A 15,378-nucleotide genomic window follows, 5' to 3' on the forward strand; every position below is an offset into this window, starting at 1 on the left:
GCTCAGGAGGTGCGCATGATCGAGCTGCCCGAGGTTCAGTGCTATCTGAACGGCGAGTACGGCCCTCTGGCCCAGGCCAGAGTCTCGGTCATGGACCGGGGCTTCATCTTCGGTGACGGTGTCTACGAGATGATCCCGGTCTATGCGCGACGCCTGTTCCGCTTTGTCCAGCATATGGACCGCCTGGACCGCAGTCTGTCCAAGCTGCGCATCCCCAATCCCCTGAGTCGGGATCAGTGGCTGAGCGTGTGCCGACGGCTGGTCGATGGCCAGTCTGCCGAGGATCAGTGGATCTATCTGCAAGTCACCCGTGGTCCCGCGCCGCGCAACCATGTGATGCCCGAGGACTGCGAACCGACGGCCTTTGCCTATGCCGTGCCGGCGAAGTTGCCCACCGCGGAGCAGCGCCATCACGGTGTGGCCTGCATCAGCGCGCGTGACTTCCGCTGGGAGCGTGGCGATATCAAGAGCACCTCCTTGCTGGGCAATGTGCTGGCCCGCCAGATTTCGGCCGATGCCGGCGCGCTCGAAACCCTGTTGTTCCGCGACGGTCATCTGACCGAGGCCTCGGCCTCCAATGTGTGGATCGTCAAGGAAGGCGCCCTGCTGGGCGTACCCAAGAGCGAGCAGGTGTTGGAGGGCATACGCGTGGAGTTGCTGCGTGAGCTCTGCGAGGACTGCGGCATCGCCTTCAATCTGCGCCCCATCGCCGAGAGCGAGGTCTTTACGGCGGACGAGATCCTGCTGAGCTCGGCGACCAAGGAAGTTCTGCCCGTCACCACGCTGGACCATGAGCCCGTAGGGCATGGCGCCCTGCGCGGCAAGCCAGGGCCGGTCTATGCGCGCCTGTACGAGGCCTACCAGCGGGCCAAGCCCCTGCAATCGATCTGAAAGACCGACACACCATGCGTGACATTTCCCCCGAAGAGTCGCTGATCGAGTACCCCTCGCGCTTTCCCATCAAGGTGATGGGCGCGCATGTGGAGGGGTTCATCGAAGCCATCACCCATGTGGCTCGGCAGTTCGATCCGGAGTTTGACGCCGCCACCATCGAGCAGCGCCCGAGCAAGGGCGGCAACTACCTCGGCCTGACCATCACCATCACGGCCACCAGCCGCGAGCAGCTCGATGAGCTCTACCGCACCCTGACCACCCATCCCATGGTCAAGGTGGTGCTCTGAGCCGTCCGACTGGGCTCATCGGCCCGGACCCCGGGCGTGCCGGCGCCGCTGACATCACCCCCGAGATCACATGAACTCCAGCGCCCCGAATGCGGCACAGATTGAAGACTTGCTCGCGCGCTACCCCGCGGTAGCCGCCCTGCCCGCCGCGATGCGTGAGTCCGTGTTGGCCGAGCATGCCGTGGCTTTGCAGGTGCCGGGCGGCACGCTGCTGTTCAGCGAGGGGCAGCCCTGCCAGGGCTTCCCCATGGTGCTCAAGGGCGAGGTGCGCGTGGCGCGCGGCGCGCCCAATGGTCGCTCGCTGGAGCTCTACCGTGTGCAGCATGGTGAGCTCTGCGTGGCCTCGACCTCCTGCCTGTTCGGGCATGCGGTATTGGCCGCGCACGGTGTGAGCACCGAGCCCTGTGAGCTGATCCTGCTTGACCCGCAGGGTTTTGCGCAATGGACGGCCGATGAAGGCTTCCGACGCTATGTCTTCGGCATCTTTGCCGACCGCATTGCCGAGCTCATGGCCCTGGCCGAGGCCGTGGCCTTTCAGCGTCTTGACCAGCGCCTGGCCGGCGCCCTGCTGGGGCATGGTGCCGTTCTGCAGACCACCCATCAGCAGCTTGCCGACGAGCTGGGCACGGTACGCGAGATCGTGACCCGCTTGCTCAAGCGCTTTGAGCGCGAGGGCTGCTTGCTCCTGGGACGGGAGCGCATCGAGATTCTTGATGCCGCTGCCTTGCGCGCTCTGGCCGGCGGCCAGGCTTAAGTGACCCCGGTCACAGACGCGGGCCGAGACCGCTGCGACAGTGGGGTCACGGATCACGAAATCCGTGGCAATCCGGACCACTCAATCGCGAGGAGCTGAATCATGAAAAGCAATGTCGGCGGCATCGACCGCGTTTTGCGCATCGTTGTGGGCGCGGCGCTCATTGCCGCCGCGGCGACGGGCGCCGTGGGCCTGTGGGGCTATCTGGGCGTGGTGCCCCTGCTGACGGGGCTGTTTCGTTTCTGCCCCGCCTACCCCCTGCTGGGCATGAGCACCTGCCCCGTCAAGCAGGACTGAAGACGGACGGCGGAGCCGTCTGCTCAGCCCAGTGCCCGCGCCAGCGTCGCAAACAGCGGCCGCTCCGCGGGCGTTTCCACGAGGCAGGCCTGCATCAGCGTCCGCAGCTCGGAGGAATCTTCTCCATCCGGGCAGTGCGCCAGCAGTTCCTCCAGCAGGTAGCCAAAGGCCCGCACCTCCAAGCCTTGCAGGCCGCGGGCATGCGCCGTGTCGGGTTCAAAGAGGCTGGCTGCGCCAAAGTCACCCAGATAGGCCTGGCCACCGGGGCCGTGGAGGATGTTGTGGGCATACAGATCCCCATGGCTGATGCCGCGCTCGTGCAGCTGAGCCAGCGCAGCGGCCACCGTACCGGCCAGCCGGCGTACGGAGCCCAGGTCAAGGCGCAGGCCGCTGGGGTAGATGTCGCGGGTGCAGGAGTCCAGGCTGGGCGGGCCGGCCAGGGCGCGGAAGCTGGGCGGGACCAGGGGCATGAAGAGGCCGGCGCGTCCCTCGGGGTGAGCGTGCAGCCGGCCCGTCACCGGGATCAGGCCCGGGTGGCTGCCGGCGGCCAGCCAGGCCGCCATCTCGCTGTGCGGCCAGCCATCGCTGGTGACCTCGCCCTTGAAGAGCTTGAGGGCCAGGGCCTGGCCCTCGCACTCCACGCGGTGGATCACGCCCGAGGCGCCTTCGCCCAGGCGCTCGTGCAGGCGCAGGGCCGTCCAGGTGAGTGTGGGCACGGGCGTGTGGGCCAGGGCGGCCTGCTCGCGCGCCTCGCTGAAGGGGTTGCCGCCACAGGCCAGCCAGGCCAGGCGCGGCAGCTGCAGCAGGCCCTCGGGCAGGGCCTCCAGCCGGTTGGCCGAGATGCGCAGCAGCTCCAGCTGCCGGGCCTGGGCCAGACGCTGCGGCAGGGCGCGAAGGCGGTTGCCGGCCAGGGCCAGCTTCTGGAGGCGGGGACGCTCGCCCAGGGCCTCGGGCAGCTGTTCGATGGCGTTGTCGGTGAGGATGAGCCAGCGTAGGCGCGGCGGCAGGGCGGCGTCCGTGACTTCCTGAATCTGGTTGCTCTTGAAGCCCACCATCTCCAGCTGCGCGCAGCGGCCCAGCACCTCGGGCAGGGCGGTGAAGCGGTTGGCCGAGGCGAAGACGATGCGCAGGCGCGGCAGCGCGGCCAGGGCCTCGGGCAGGGTATCCAGGGCATTGCCCGAGACATCCAGGATCTCCAGGGTCTGGGCCATGGCCGGTTCAAAGAGCTCGGGCGGCAGGGCCGTGAGCCCGGCGCCGTTCAGGCTGATGCGCGGGCTGCCGGCCAGGGCGCCGGCGCGCAGTTGTTCAAGGGTGTGGGACACGCGGTGTAGCCAAAGAGAATCGGGGAGCCTCGGGCCTGAGCGCCCGGCGGGCCCCGATTGTCGCTGCGGGCTCCGGGGTGGCCATGATCCATCCGGGCCATGCTTGCCGCGCGGCGCAGAGCACGGTTACGCTCACGGCGCCATGTCATCATTTCGCCATATTTTTTCGCTAGAGCCTGCTGCAGCGGACGCGCGGGTTTTGCTGTGGTGGCGCCTGCTCTGCGCCTTGGCCCTGCTGAATGTGGGCCTGTGGTTCACCATGCTGCATCTGGGGCCGGTGGGTAGCCCTTATGGCGAGGCGCATCTGGCGCTGTCGGGCGTCTATGTGCTGGTCTGCGCCTACCGCTCGGTGCTGCCGCGGGTGGACCTGGAGCGCCTGGTGGTGGTGGACAGCCACCTCTCCAGCATCTTTCTGGGCCGTGCCGCGGCCACCGTGGCCGAGATCTGCTTTGCCCTGCAGCTGGGCCTGCTGGTGCATCAGCTGGCCGGCCATGCCGGCCTGCCCGGCGTGCAGCGCGCGGCCTGGGCCATTCCGATCTTCATGACCCTGGCCCAGGGCTTTTGCTGGCATAGCGTGCTCACGCTCAACCACATCACCCAGGCCGTGGAGTCTCTGCTCTGGGCCGCGGGCTTCACATTGATGGCCGCGCTGCTGGGTCTGATCGCGGTCAACAGCGATGGCTGGGTGCCTGCCCTGGCCGGCTTTGGCATCGTGGGCGCCCTGGCCTTTGTGAGCTATGTGCTGATGGTGGATGCGCCCATGTACTGGCGCCGCTACCAGGCGGGCCGCGCCCGCGGCCAGGCCTATATGCCGCTGGACCAGGGCGCGCGCGATGCCTGGCGCCGCCGCGTGCCCAGCGGCAGTTGGGCGGCCTGGAAGGCCGATGCCCTGTGGCTCACGCCCTATTTCAGCGTGGGTGTCTGGGTGAGCTTGGCCATGGTCTGGGTGCCCGGCGCCTGAGTGCTTTGTCCAGCTCAGTCGCCCCGCCAAGCTCAGGCCTTAGGGGCTGAGGCTAACATCCTGCCCATGATTGTGAAAACCCTGGGGCGGGTTGAGTACGCGCCCACCGAGGCCGCCATGCGCGCCTTCACCGAGGCACGCGGCCCGGACACCGAGGACGAGCTCTGGCTCTGCGAGCACCCCCCCACCTACACCCAGGGCCTGGCCGGCCAGGCCGGCCATGTGCTGAACTCCCAGGGCATCCCCGTGGTGCAGACCAACCGCGGCGGCCAGGTGACCTACCACGGCCCCGGCCAGGTGGTGGCCTATCCCCTGGTGGACCTCAAGCGCCTGGGCATCTTCGTCAAGGAATATGTGTTCCGCCTGGAGGCCGCGGTGATCCAGACCCTGGAGCAGTTCGGCGTCACCGGGCACCGCGTGGCGGGCGCGCCGGGCATCTATGTGCGCCTGGACGATCCCGGCGCCCATGGCGCGCTGAGCGGCCCGGCCGATCCCAGCGACCCCTTCAAGGGCCTGGGCAAGATCGCGGCCTTGGGGCTGAAGGTCAGCCGCCATTGCACCTATCACGGCGCGGCCCTGAACGTGGCCATGGACCTGGCGCCCTTTCGCGGCATCAACCCCTGTGGCTATGCCGGGCTGGAGACGGTGGACCTCGCTAGAATCGGGGTTTCCACGGACTGGCCCGAGGTGGCCCGGCGATTCGGCGAGCGGCTTCAAGCCCAGCTGAGCCGCTGATTCTTCCGCATCCACAAGAAGCGAGCAGCCGCCATGGCAACCGAGAACGTGATCCACCAGGCGCAGAGCGCCGCTGACTACGATGCGTCAGCCAAGCAGAAGGCCCAGGCCAAGACCGCGCGCATCCCCATCAAGATCGTGCCGGCCGAGACCCTGAAGAAGCCGGACTGGATCCGCGTCAAGGCCGGCTCGCCCAGCACCCGCTTCTACGAGATCAAGCAGATTCTGCGCGAGCACAAGCTGCACACGGTCTGCGAGGAAGCCTCCTGCCCCAATATCGGCGAATGCTTCGGCAAGGGCACGGCCACCTTCATGATCATGGGTGACAAGTGCACCCGCCGCTGCCCCTTCTGCGATGTGGGCCATGGCCGCCCCGATCCGCTGGATGTGAACGAGCCCGAGAACCTGGCCAAGACCATTGCCGCGCTCAAGCTCAAGTACGTGGTGATCACCAGCGTGGACCGCGACGATCTGCGCGACGGCGGCGCCGGCCACTTTGCCGAGTGCATCACCAAGGTGCGCGAGCTCAGCCCCCAGACCCAGATCGAGGTGCTGGTGCCCGACTTCCGCGGCCGCATGGACCGCGCGCTGGACATCCTGAAGGCCGCCCCGCCGGACGTGATGAACCACAACCTCGAGACCGCGCCGCGCCTGTATAAGGAAGCACGCCCGGGCTCGGATTACCAGTTCAGCCTGAACCTGCTCAAGCGCTTCAAGGAAGAAGTGCCGGGCGTGCCCACCAAGAGCGGCATCATGGTGGGCCTGGGCGAGACCGACGAGGAAATCCTCCAGGTCATGCGCGATATGCGCGAGCACAACATCGACATGCTGACCATCGGCCAGTACCTGGCGCCCTCGGGCCACCACCTGCCGGTGCGCCGCTATGTGCACCCGGATACCTTCAAGATGTTCGAGGAAGAGGCCTACAAGATGGGCTTCACCCATGCCGCCGTGGGCGCCATGGTGCGCAGCAGCTACCATGCCGACCAGCAGGCCCACGATGTGCTGAAAGCCGGTGCTCGCGAAGTGCTTTGAAGCCGCTTCGGCGAATCAGCGGTAGCCGACGCGGCTCCTGAATTCGTCGAGCATGCGCTGATAGCTGCCATCCCTGCGCATCTGGCTCAGGCCTTGTCCGAATTGCAGGGCAAGGCGCTCGCCCTGCGGATGCTGCTTCGAGAAGGCCAGCCAGAAGCCGTCCATCGAGACGATGCCGGTGCGCCTGACCCGACCACGGAACTCAGGCGTGTTGTCGATCCGCATGGAGCCAGGCGTTCGATTGAGCAAGATGTAGTCCACACGCCTGCTCAACAGCATGCGGATGAGTGCCGTGTCCGAGACCGCGCTGAACTTCTGGATGCGGCTGTCATGCATGAACTCGCTGGGGTAGGTGTAGCCGTTCGTATAGGCCACGCGCTTGCCGCGCAGGTCGGACAAGCGCATCTCCGATGCGGTTTCCTCCACACGTCCGTAGATGGACAACTCCTCTTCGAACATCGCCGGCTGATGCCAGACATAGTCGCCCCGGTTGTCGTCGGTGATCGTGGCGTTGAAGCAGCCCGCCACCTGTCCGGTCTTGGCGTACAGCATGCAGCGAGCGAAGGGCACGGAGATGATTTTGACAGTCAGGCCCTGAGAGGCAAAGACAGCGCGTACCAAGTCGACGGCGAAGCCGACAGGAGCAGCCTGAGGCTCGGCAGTCGATGCCGAACTGTAAGGGGGCCAGTCGTCCTCCCCCGCCAACACGATTTCGGCGGTCGGCTGCGCAGGGGCTGCTGATTGCGCGCCTGCTGAGGAATATCCGCCAAGCATCAGTGCCAGAGTCAGGGTGGCCCTGGCCACCAAGCCCCCACGATGAAGTGCCTGCCGCAGGATGCACGGGGCCAGCATGCGAGGCTCCGCTGCTCAGCCGGCTTCTGCCAGCAGCTTTTCGACCAGGCCGTGCAGCGCGGCGAAGTCCGGCGTACCCACATAGCGCTTGACGATCTCGCCGCGCTTGTTGATCAGCAGGGTGGTGGGGGTCAGCTGGATATCACCGAACTTCTGGGCGATTGCCCCGGTGTTGTCGATGGCTACGCCGAAAGGCAGCTTGCGGCTGGCGGCAAAGTTGGCCACATAGGCCGGCGGGTCGTAGCTCATGGCCACAGCCAGGGTGTCGAAGCCGCGGGACTTGAACTTCTCGTGGGTGGCGACGATCTCGGGCATCTCGGCCACGCAGGTGGTGCAGCTGGTGGCCCAGAAGTTCACCAGCATGACCTTGCCCTGCCACTGGGCGGAGTCGAATTTGCTGCCGTCCAGCAGCACATAACTGATGGCAGGGGCTTTGTCCCGCTGACCCAGGCTTTGGTAGGTCAGCAGGCCAGCGCCGGCCAGCAGCGCCACGGCCAGCAGGGGCCCGAGAAGTCGGCTCGCTTTCATGGCTGGCAGTGTAGACCAGGGGGCGAGCGCCCGCAGTGCCGCGCGTTTACTGCGGCTTGGACAGCTCGAATCTCAACACCGACGGCAGGGCGTCGTCGACATGGCTCCGCGAGATGCGCGCAATGCCCTCAGGCGTGGCGGTGGAGAGCTGCGTGAGTTGTTCACCGTCCAGGACTTCGATGAAGCAAAGCCCCGGCGCATCCAGGCTCAGGTTCTGACGCAGGCGCTCCAATTCGGGGCTGCGCAGGGCGCTCTCAAAGAGAATGACGTGAGGCAGACCTTCGGCGCAGAAGTCCGCGGCCTGCGCGACGGAGTCGACCGCGTCTGTCAGCAGGCCCATATGCTGCACAGCGGACTGCAGCTGGCTGCGCAGTTCCTGGCGTGGCGAGACGATGAGCAAGTGACTGCCTGTCAGCGGCTTGGCGGCTCCAGCGGGTTCGGCCAGGGGCGGCGCTAGCGGCGCTGGCGGCGCGGGCGCGTCGTCCTCACCCATGGTTTGGGGGAACTCCAGGGTCAGCGCGGTGATGCCGGCCTGGTCTTCGCGCAGCGGCAGCACACCCATGGTGAGCGCGGTCTGTTCAACCAGCCGCCAAGCCAGGGAGTTGAGCGTGGCAGGGGGCTCGGCGGAGTTCAGGGCGGCCTGCGTCAGGTCCTGGGAGCGGTGGGCGAAACGGCACACCAGCCTCGCCTTGTGAGGCCAGGGCGTCAGATCCAGGCGCAGGTCGATGGAGGAGTGGGTGCTGTTCAGGGCCCAGTCCATCAGGGCATTGAGCAGGGAGTGCATCAGCGCGCCGTCGGCCATGACCTCGATGGGCTTGAGCATCTGGCGTATCTGAATACCGCGGGCCTGGGTTTCCCGGCTGCGCTGGGCCAGCACGCCGCGCAACAACTGGGCCAGGTGCAGGCGCTCGCGGGCCAGGCGCAGCCTGCCCGAAGCCAGGCGGGCCAGTTGCTGGCCCAGCATGCCGGCCTCGCGGGCATGTCCGACGGACTCGCGCAAGGTTCGCAGGCCTTGTCGATCGATCTGGCCGGTGACGGTCAGGTTGTGGATGCGTTCCAGGGCCGCCGACAAGGGGCCCGCAATCTCGGCGCCCAGTTGCTGCATGATCTGGGCCCATTGCGCCGCGGTCAGCTCCTGCGCCACATCATTGGCTGCGCCCGTGATCGGCGCGGCTGTAGGGGCGGGTTTGGGGCTTTCCATGGGCGAGGCTGGCTGCGCTGTTGGCGATGGCTGTCTGAATGGGGTGGGGCAGTGGGAGCGGTCGCCATGGTCTGGGCGGGCCTCTGACCCGTCCATCCCCCGTCCCGGGGGAAACCCCCGTGGCGAGGTGGTGCGCGCCGCCCCCTCCGGCACTATCTCACGCCGCGAGGCGCGTCAGCCACGGCCAGCAGATGGCGCAGAAGGGCCTGGGGTGCGCTGATCATGGCATCGTGGCCCGTGGGAATCTCCAGCACCTGCCAGCCCGCCTGCTCGCGTACACGGCGCCGTGCCCGGTCTATGGTGGGCAGGGCTGGATCGGTGCAATCGATGAAGCTGCGCGGCAGTGCCGCAATGCGGTCCGCATCGAAATGTAGGGGCTCGTCATAGCAGCCCCCGGGCTGGGGTGTCAGGTGCCGGCTGACCCATTCAGCATCCTCGGCCTGCAGTCCGAAGACATCGGGCGGAGAGGGCGGCAGATGCCCCAGGGCGGTGATGGTGACACGGCGCTGCGCTTGGGTCTCGGGTGCGTGGGCGCTGCTCCAGGCCTCGCCGGGCAGGGGAACGCTGGCATCCACATAGACGAGTTGGCCGATGCGCGCGGCCAGTCGCTGGGCTGCGCCGGTGATGACCATGCCGGCATAGCTGTGGCCCACCAGGATGCAGTGCTGCAACTCTTCCGCCTCGATCACGGCGACCACATCCTCGATATGGGTGGACAGGCCAACGCCCGGGCCGGCCAGATGGGCGCGCTCGCCCACGCCTGTCAGGCTGACGGTGAAAGCCCTGTGGCCCGCAGCCCACAGGCCCGGCAGAACCCGCTTCCAGCACCAGGCACCATGCCAAGCGCCGTGCACCAGGACGAAGTCACTCATTGCACGACCCCTTGCGCCTTGAGTTGCGCGATCTCGTCTGCGCTGAGACCGGCTTCCACCAGCAGTTCTTCGCTGTGCTGGCCCAGCAAGGGGGGCGCGCGGCGGTAGCTGACCGGCGTGGCCGAGAGCTTGATGGGATTGGCGACCAGGCGCAGCGAATCGCTGAGCGGGTGTTCCATCGACACCTGCAAGTCACGGGCCTGGACCTGCGGGTCGGCAAACACCTCGGCCAGATTGTTGATGGCGCCACAGGGCACCTTGGCGGCTTCAAGGGCGTCGAGCCAGCTTTGTCGGGGACGGGTCTTGAGGGTGGCCGCAATCTCGGGCACCAGCAGCTGGCGATGACGGACCCGGTCGGCATTGCGGGCAAAGCGCGCATCGGTCGCCCAGTCCGGGCGGCCGGCGATCTCGGCGAACTTGGCGAACTGGTTGTCATTGCCCACAGCCAGAATCAGGTGGCCATCGCTGGCCTCAAAGGCCTGATAGGGCACGATATTGGCGTGGGCATTGCCCATGCGCCGCGGCGCGACGCCCGTGCACAGGTAGTTGGCACCCAGATTGGCGAGCATGGCGACCTGGGTGTCCAGCAGGGCCATGTCGATGACCTGGCCCTGGCCGGTGGCGTCGCGGTGGCGCAGGGCGGCCAGGATGGCCACGGTGCTGTACAGGCCGGTGAAGAGATCGGCCACGGCCACGCCCACCTTCTGCGGGCCGCCGCCGGGCAGATCGTCGCGCTCGCCGGTGACGCTCATCAGGCCGCCCAGGCCCTGCACAGCGTAGTCGTAGCCGGCGCGGTCCTTGTAGGGGCCGGTCTGGCCGAAGCCGGTGATGGAGCAGATCACCAGGCCCGGGTACTGCGCCAGCAGGCTCTGGGCGTCCAGGCCGTAGCGAGCCAGATCGCCCACCTTGAAGTTCTCCACCAGCACGTCCACCTGGCCGGCCAGCTTGCGGATCAGGGCCTGGCCCGCGGTGCTGGCGATGTCCACCGCTAGGGAGCGCTTGTTGCGGTTGGCGCCCAGGTAGTAGGCGGCCTCGGAGCTGTCCTGACCCTCGCGGTCCTTCAGATAGGGCGGGCCCCAGGCGCGCGTGTCGTCGCCACTGCCGGGGCGCTCGATCTTGATCACGTCAGCCCCCAGGTCGGCCAGGGTCTGGGTGCACCAGGGGCCGGCCAACACGCGCGAGAGGTCCAGCACCCGGACCCCGCTGAGGGCTCCGGGAGTTTGGGCTTGCGTGTCGCGGTCGGCTTGCTTGTTCATGCGGGCATTGTGCTGCAGCGCTGCGGTCTGTCGCCGCGTCCCTGAGGCGCGGCTGTCCATAATGGGCGCATGATGAACAAACCGCTCGCAGTCCGCCCCGCGACCCCGCTCCCGGGGGCGGCTCGGCCCGGCGTCTGCCTCTTGGTGGGACTGGCTTTGGCGGCGTGCTCACCCCATCTTGATTGGCGAGAGCTGCGCCCCGAGGGCAGCGGTGCGCAAGCGCTGTTTCCCTGCAAGCCCGATATCGATGTGCGCCCGGCGCCCAGCCCCAGGGGCTTGGTGGTCTGCAAGGCGGCGGCACAGAGTTTCTCGCTGTCTTGGGCCGAGGTGGCCGAGCCCGCCCAGGTCGGCGCGGCGTTGCGCGCCATGCGCGAGGCTTTGGCGGTGAAGCTGGGCGCCCCGCTACCAGAGGCCCAGACGCTGGTCGTGCCCGGCATGACGCCCCAGATGGAGGCCGTTCAGCTGCGACTGCAGGGACGAGATCAGGCTGCGAGGGTGGCGGTCTTCGCCCGAGGTCTCCGGGTTTATCAGCTGACGCAGATGGGAGCAGGCCTTGACGAGCAAGCCTGGGAGACCTTTCTCACGGGATTGAAGTTGCTGCCCTGAAGTGTGGGGTCTGCCGGGGATAATGGGCGCATGTCCGGCTTGTTGCTGATCGCCCATGCTCCCCTGGCCACCGCCCTGAAGGCGGTGGCCGAGCATACATTTCCCAACTGCGCCCCGCAGCTGACCGTTCTGGATGTGACGCCGGAGATGTCGGTGGAGGCCGTGGAACGCGAAGCTCGGGCCCTGCTCGCGGCGGCCGGCCATGCCGAGTTTCTGGTGCTGACCGATGTGTTCGGTGCGACGCCCTGCAATGCCGCCCAGCGTTTGCTGGACGACGCCGGTCATGTTCGCGTGATTGCCGGCGTCAATGTGCCCATGCTCTGGCGGTCTTTGTGTTACGCCGCGGAACCGGTGGCCCAGCTGGTGCAGCGTGCCAGCGACGGCGGCGCCCGCGGCATCGTGCTTGGCGGTGCGCCCGAACTTGCCGCCCCCGCCATTCCCTGTCCCCCTACAACCTGAACGGCCGATGCTCAAGACTACTCTCACCATCAGCAACAAACTGGGGCTGCATGCCCGCGCTTCGGCCAAGCTGACCAAGCTGGCCGGCAGTTTTCAGTGTGAGGTATTCATGAGCCGCAATGGCCGCCGCGTCAATGCCAAGAGCATCATGGGGGTGATGATGCTGGCGGCCGGTCTGGGCTCCCAGGTGGAGCTGGAAACCGATGGCACGGATGAGCAGGCAGCGCTGGACGCCATTACGGCCCTGGTGAACGACAAGTTCGGCGAGGGCCAGTGAGGCTCGTCAGGGCACTGCCAGCCCTCAGCGCTCAGCTCGGGTCGATGAAATGACGGCGATAGCGTTCGGGTAGATCGGCGATGCGCATCAGCAGGGGCAGGTCTGCCGTGTTGAAGTCTGGGTCCCAGGCCGGGGCGCCGAGCAACTTGGCGCCACAGCGCAGATAGCCCTTGATCAGTGGCGGCGGTTCAGCTGCAAGGTCTTGCCGCAGTTCGTCGACGGGAAGCGGGAGGCGCGGGCGGACCTGATGCTCGATGCCCGCCATATGGGTCTGTGACAGCTGTTGCCACAGGCTGGCCGCGTAGTGGCCGCCGTCACGCATGCTGATGCTGGCGCAGCCCACCATGGTGTCCAGCCGATTGCGATGCATGAACTCTGCTAGCGCGCCCCAGAGCAGCATGATGGCGCCGCCACTGCGGTGCGCCGGGTGCACGCAGGAACGACCCAGCTCGACCATCTGCTCGCGCAGGCCGCGAAGCCGGGTCAGATCAAACTCGGTCTCGCTGTACAAGCCACCCGCCCGCTTGGCGGCCGTTGGTGTCAGGACCCGGTAGGTGCCAATCACGGGGCCGCTGCACTCCCCCGACTCGATGGCGCGTACCAGCAAATGTTCGCAGAAGGGGTCAAAGGCATCGATGTCATGGGCCGCCGGCGCGCCCTGGGGCGGGTTGAGCCGAGCTCCCATTTCGTTAACGAAGACCTCATAGCGCAGGCGCTGGGCTTCGCGCACCTCGTCTTCATGGCGAGCCCATTGCACAAGCAGTCGTGCGCGGGGAGCGGCGGTCGGGCGATTGGCCTGGGCCGCCGCGTGGCTCAGTTCGGCAATCGGGAGTGTGGGCGAAGGAATGTCCCGCATGGGCAACCTCGTCATGATTGGGTTGCTGGGCATGCTCGGGCGGGAGGGTGACGCAGGCATGACTGTGGAGTGACCGATGCGTGAAGCCGGGCGCTGCTACAGTCGGCCAATCATGAGTTTCCAGGTCTTCGGCATTCCGGTTTCCCGCGGCGTGGCCATCGGCCGCGCCGTGCTTGTGGCCTCCAGTCGTGTGGATGTGGCCCATTACTTCATTGCGCCCGACCAGGTGGAGGCAGAGATCCAGCGCGCCGTCCGCGCCCGCGACGAGGTCGCCCATGAGCTCACGGCCTTGCGGGACGATCTGCCGGGGGATGCGCCGCATGAACTCGCGGCGCTGCTGGATGTGCACCTGATGCTGCTGCACGACGAGGCCCTGACCGGCGCCACCAAGCAGTGGATCGTCGATAGGCACTACAACGCCGAGTGGGCCCTGTCTGCCCAGCTCGAAGTGCTGGCCCGTCAGTTCGACGAGATGGAGGATGAGTATCTGCGCGAGCGCAAGGCCGACCTTGAGCAGGTGGTGGAGCGCATCCTGGGTGCTCTCGCTCGCGAGCAAGGCAAGGCTCCGGTGGATGCCTCCAGCGTGGTGCAACGTGACTTCGCAGGCGAGGACCCGCTATTGCTGGTCGCAGCGGACATTGCACCGGCCGACATGATGCAGTTCAAGCGCAGCGTGTTTCACGGCTTCATCACGGACATTGGCGGCAAGACCTCGCACACGGCCATTGTTGCGCGCAGCATGGACATCCCTGCGGTTGTGGGCACGCGCGAGGCTTCTCGCCTGATTCGCCAGGACGACTGGGTCATCATTGATGGCGACCTCGGGGCGGTGATCGTGAATCCCTCGCCCATCGTGCTGGAGGAGTACCGCTTCCGCCAGCGCCAGAGCGAGCTGGAGCGAGCGCGCCTGGCTCGGCTGCGTCACACGCCCGCCGTGACTCTGGATGGCGAGCGGGTCGAACTGCAGGCCAATATCGAATTGCCGGCCGATGCGGCTGCCGCAGTTGACGCTGGCGCTACAGGAGTCGGACTGTTTCGCAGCGAGTTTCTCTTCATGAACCGCAATGGCGAATTGCCCAGCGAGGACGAGCAGTTCGAGGCCTATAGGGCGGCGGTTGAGGCGATGAAGGGCATGCCCGTGACCATACGCACGGTCGATATTGGTGCGGACAAGCCCCTCGATCGCATGAGCGCCAGCGAGTTGCGTCACGAGCATGTGCTCAACCCGGCCATGGGGTTGAGGGCGATTCGCTGGAGTCTGGCGGAGCCGAGCATGTTTCGTCAGCAGCTGCGAGCTATCTACCGCGCCAGCGCCTATGGCAAGCTGCGTCTTCTGATCCCCATGGTGGCCCACCTGTCCGAAATTCGCCAGGTGAGCGAGACGCTCAAGCGAGTGCAGCAGCAACTGACCGACGCGGGGCAGGCTTTTACGACGGTCGAGTTGGGCGTGATGATTGAAATCCCGGCCGCCGCGGTCATGTTGCCGCTGCTGCTGCCGCATGTGGACTTCATTTCCATAGGCACGAACGACCTGATCCAGTACACGTTGGCGATAGACCGTGCGGATGAGGCGGTCGCGCATCTTTACGATCCCTGGCATCCTGCCGTGCTGCAATTGATCGCGAGCTCAATTGGGCAAGCGCGCGCGGCAGGCAAGTCCGTGAGTGTCTGTGGCGAGATGGCGGGCGACCCCGCTTTCACCGATCTGCTGCTTGCTATGGGCCTGCGTAATTTTTCGATGCACCCCTCGCAGATCCCCTCGGTCAAGCAGCGAGTGCTGAGGGCAGACGCCAGCCGATTGGCTGAGGTGCTCCCTCAATTGCTAGAGAGCCCGGACCCACAGCGCGCCGCTGAGCTGCTGTTGACCTCGAAGCGCGGCAACACTCCGATGCAGTAACTGCGCATGGCGATGTGCGCCCTGGGCGGCGCCCGATAAGACTCGATGCGCGGCTGGAGCACGAAGTGCCGATAGTTGCTTGTGCGCCAGAAATCCTGTGCTACAGTTGCGGGCTTCGCTGATCACAGCGGCTCGCAAGAGCGGCGGTGATGGGTGAAGAGAAGCGAAAAGCGCGACAAACAATAAATGTTTAAAACGCTTGACGAGTTTGAGAAAAATAAGTCATAATCTCGCTTCTGTGCTGATCACTGATCAGCGACGCGAAACAAGGTGGCGAAGGCTGCTGAAG

18 protein-coding genes are annotated in these 15,378 nt (G+C 66.6%); 11 read left to right on the forward strand and 7 right to left on the reverse strand.

Features of this window, described 5'->3' with window-relative positions; genetic code table 11:
* The first annotated feature begins 15 nt into the window (after window positions 1-15).
* The 4 genes from ACK5F2_RS06355 to ACK5F2_RS06370 all read left to right on the forward strand — a co-directional run bounded on the left by ACK5F2_RS06355 (window position 16) and on the right by ACK5F2_RS06370 (window position 2,232).
* Window positions 16-891, forward strand: coding sequence for a D-amino acid aminotransferase (locus ACK5F2_RS06355; protein ID WP_409863582.1), 876 nt, complete (start codon window positions 16-18; stop codon window positions 889-891).
* Between the two features lie 14 nt (window positions 892-905).
* Window positions 906-1,181: a DUF493 family protein gene (locus tag ACK5F2_RS06360; RefSeq protein WP_409863583.1), complete on the forward strand. Its 276-nt coding sequence runs from the start codon at window positions 906-908 to the stop codon at window positions 1,179-1,181.
* 70 nt (window positions 1,182-1,251) lie between these two features.
* On the forward strand, window positions 1,252-1,935 hold the full coding sequence (locus ACK5F2_RS06365; RefSeq protein ID WP_409863585.1) for a Crp/Fnr family transcriptional regulator: 684 nt from the start codon (window positions 1,252-1,254) through the stop codon (window positions 1,933-1,935).
* A 102-nt stretch (window positions 1,936-2,037) separates the two neighbouring features.
* Entirely contained in the window at window positions 2,038-2,232 is a 195-nt protein-coding gene (locus tag ACK5F2_RS06370) for a DUF2892 domain-containing protein (protein WP_409863587.1), read from the forward strand.
* A gap of 23 nt (window positions 2,233-2,255) precedes the next feature.
* On the opposite strand, the gene ACK5F2_RS06375 is transcribed toward ACK5F2_RS06370, so the two are convergent.
* Window positions 2,256-3,554: a leucine-rich repeat-containing protein kinase family protein gene (locus ACK5F2_RS06375; protein ID WP_409863588.1), complete on the reverse strand. Its 1,299-nt coding sequence runs from the start codon at window positions 3,552-3,554 to the stop codon at window positions 2,256-2,258.
* Window positions 3,555-3,696: 142 nt separating this feature from the next.
* Here ACK5F2_RS06375 and ACK5F2_RS06380 point away from each other — a divergent pair, with 142 nt between their 5' ends.
* The 3 genes from ACK5F2_RS06380 (at window position 3,697) to lipA (ending at window position 6,285) form a co-directional block, all read left to right on the forward strand.
* A complete protein-coding gene (locus tag ACK5F2_RS06380; protein WP_409863590.1) occupies window positions 3,697-4,515 on the forward strand; it encodes a hypothetical protein in 819 nt (272 codons plus the stop codon).
* A gap of 66 nt (window positions 4,516-4,581) precedes the next feature.
* Complete coding sequence (gene lipB, locus ACK5F2_RS06385) at window positions 4,582-5,250, forward strand: lipoyl(octanoyl) transferase LipB (protein WP_409863592.1); 669 nt, start codon at window positions 4,582-4,584, stop codon at window positions 5,248-5,250.
* Between the two features lie 33 nt (window positions 5,251-5,283).
* Window positions 5,284-6,285, forward strand: coding sequence for a lipoyl synthase (gene lipA / locus ACK5F2_RS06390; protein ID WP_409863594.1), 1,002 nt, complete (start codon window positions 5,284-5,286; stop codon window positions 6,283-6,285).
* A gap of 15 nt (window positions 6,286-6,300) precedes the next feature.
* Here the strand turns inward: lipA and ACK5F2_RS06395 are convergent, their stop codons facing one another.
* From ACK5F2_RS06395 to ACK5F2_RS06415, 5 genes are all read right to left on the reverse strand, one after another.
* Window positions 6,301-7,137, reverse strand: coding sequence for a substrate-binding periplasmic protein (locus ACK5F2_RS06395; protein WP_409863596.1), 837 nt, complete (start codon window positions 7,135-7,137; stop codon window positions 6,301-6,303).
* Window positions 7,138-7,152: 15 nt separating this feature from the next.
* Window positions 7,153-7,665 (reverse strand): TlpA family protein disulfide reductase, encoded by a 513-nt coding sequence (locus ACK5F2_RS06400; RefSeq protein WP_409863597.1) that lies wholly within the window; start codon window positions 7,663-7,665, stop codon window positions 7,153-7,155.
* A gap of 46 nt (window positions 7,666-7,711) precedes the next feature.
* Window positions 7,712-8,866: a hypothetical protein gene (locus ACK5F2_RS06405; protein WP_409863598.1), complete on the reverse strand. Its 1,155-nt coding sequence runs from the start codon at window positions 8,864-8,866 to the stop codon at window positions 7,712-7,714.
* Between the two features lie 152 nt (window positions 8,867-9,018).
* Window positions 9,019-9,738, reverse strand: coding sequence for an alpha/beta fold hydrolase (locus ACK5F2_RS06410; protein WP_409863599.1), 720 nt, complete (start codon window positions 9,736-9,738; stop codon window positions 9,019-9,021).
* Complete coding sequence (locus tag ACK5F2_RS06415; RefSeq protein WP_409863600.1) at window positions 9,735-10,994, reverse strand: CaiB/BaiF CoA transferase family protein; 1,260 nt, start codon at window positions 10,992-10,994, stop codon at window positions 9,735-9,737. Before ACK5F2_RS06415 ends, ACK5F2_RS06410 begins: the two co-directional genes overlap by 4 nt.
* Window positions 10,995-11,138: 144 nt before the next feature.
* Here ACK5F2_RS06415 and ACK5F2_RS06420 point away from each other — a divergent pair, with 144 nt between their 5' ends.
* The 3 genes from ACK5F2_RS06420 to ACK5F2_RS06430 are packed head-to-tail and all read left to right on the forward strand — an operon-like array spanning window position 11,139 to window position 12,336.
* Window positions 11,139-11,600: a hypothetical protein gene (locus tag ACK5F2_RS06420; protein ID WP_409863601.1), complete on the forward strand. Its 462-nt coding sequence runs from the start codon at window positions 11,139-11,141 to the stop codon at window positions 11,598-11,600.
* Between the two features lie 30 nt (window positions 11,601-11,630).
* Window positions 11,631-12,059: a PTS sugar transporter subunit IIA gene (locus tag ACK5F2_RS06425; protein WP_409863602.1), complete on the forward strand. Its 429-nt coding sequence runs from the start codon at window positions 11,631-11,633 to the stop codon at window positions 12,057-12,059.
* Window positions 12,060-12,066: 7 nt separating this feature from the next.
* Window positions 12,067-12,336 carry an HPr family phosphocarrier protein gene (locus ACK5F2_RS06430; protein ID WP_133602358.1) on the forward strand — a complete coding sequence of 90 codons (270 nt, stop codon included), beginning with the start codon at window positions 12,067-12,069 and terminating at the stop codon, window positions 12,334-12,336.
* A gap of 31 nt (window positions 12,337-12,367) precedes the next feature.
* Here ACK5F2_RS06430 and ACK5F2_RS06435 read toward each other — a convergent pair whose 3' ends face one another.
* Complete coding sequence (locus ACK5F2_RS06435) at window positions 12,368-13,192, reverse strand: GNAT family N-acetyltransferase (protein WP_409863604.1); 825 nt, start codon at window positions 13,190-13,192, stop codon at window positions 12,368-12,370.
* Window positions 13,193-13,304: 112 nt separating this feature from the next.
* On the opposite strand from ACK5F2_RS06435, the gene ptsP reads away from it, so the two are divergent.
* Entirely contained in the window at window positions 13,305-15,089 is a 1,785-nt protein-coding gene (gene ptsP / locus ACK5F2_RS06440; protein WP_409863606.1) for a phosphoenolpyruvate--protein phosphotransferase, read from the forward strand.
* Window positions 15,090-15,378 lie beyond the last annotated feature (289 nt).

The sequence above is a fragment of the Roseateles sp. genome (assembly GCF_046300915.1).
Taxonomy (GTDB): domain Bacteria; phylum Pseudomonadota; class Gammaproteobacteria; order Burkholderiales; family Burkholderiaceae_C; genus Kinneretia.